This window comes from Arthrobacter sp. 05N33_2 (assembly GCF_056397425.1).
In genome coordinates this window covers 1-1,121 of record NZ_JBFTNJ010000149.1, presented here as the reverse complement: position 1 = coordinate 1,121, position 1,121 = coordinate 1, and the positions used below count along the sequence as shown (strand labels likewise).

At 67.8% G+C, this 1,121-nt stretch carries 1 protein-coding gene; it reads right to left on the bottom strand.

Annotated features, from left to right (window positions below):
• Positions 1-11 precede the first annotated feature (11 nt).
• On the bottom strand, positions 12-1,121 hold a 1,110-nt coding region (gene manD / locus AC1DHX_RS20730; protein WP_476900464.1), incomplete at its 5' end, for a D-mannonate dehydratase ManD.

The following is a 1,121-nucleotide window of genomic DNA, read 5'->3' as shown; positions in this document are numbered from 1 at the left end:
TCGTGGTCGGGTTACCAGTCATGGACGGTGCCGTCGACGAGGCGGTTGTAGGGCAGGTAGGCCTGCTGGTAGGGGAACGCGGCGGCGGCTTCTTCGTTGAATTCGACGCCGATGCCGGGCGCCTCGCCCGGGTGCAGGTAGCCGTCGACGAAGGTCATGGATTGTTCGAAGACCTCGTTGGTCGCATCCGAGTGCTGCATGTATTCCTGGATGCCGTAGTTGTGGATCGCCAGGCCCACGTGCAGCTGCGCGGCGAACCCGACCGGGGAGATGTCGGTGGGGCCGTGGAAGCCGGACTTGATCTGGTACTGCGCGGCGTAGTCCATCACCTTCTTCAGCGGGCTGATCCCGCCGAAGTGGGTGGAGGCTGCCCGCACGTAGTCGATCAGCTGTTCCTTGATCAGGGCCTGGTAGTCGTAGACGGTGTTGAAGATTTCCCCGATCGCCAGCGGGGTGGTGGTGTGCGCCCGGACCAGGCGCAGGGCCTCCTGGTTTTCGGCCGGGGTGCAGTCCTCGAGCCAGAACAGGTCGTAGGGTTCGAGCGCCTTGCCCAGCTTCGCGGCCTGGATCGGGGTCATCCGGTGGTGCCCGTCGTGCAGCAACGGGAGTTCCGGGCCGAACTCGTTGCGCACCGCCTCGAACACGGTGGGCAGGTGGCGGAGGTAGGCGCGGGTGTCCCAGTCCTCTTCCTGCGGGAACGCGCCGCGCCCGGCCGGTTCGTAGTCGTAGCGCTCCCCCGAGGCCTGGGCCTGGGCCGCGACGCCGTAGACGGCCTTGATCCCGGGCACCGCGGTCTGGATCCGGATCGACTTGTASCCGAGYTCCAGGTGCTCMCGGACCGAATCGAACAGGGACGGCAGGTCCGCGCCGGAGGCGTGCCCGTAGGCGCGCAGCCCGTTCCGGGACGCCCCGCCCAGGAGCTGGTAGACCGGCATCCCGGCGAGCTTGCCCTTGATGTCCCACAGCGCCATGTCCACCGCGGCGATCGCGGCCATCGTGACCGGGCCGCGGCGCCAGTACGAGGACCGGTACAGGAACTGCCAGGTGTCCTCGATCCGGTGCGGGTCCTTGCCGATCAGCAGCTGCGCGACGTGCTCCTTCAAATAGGCGGCCACGGCGAG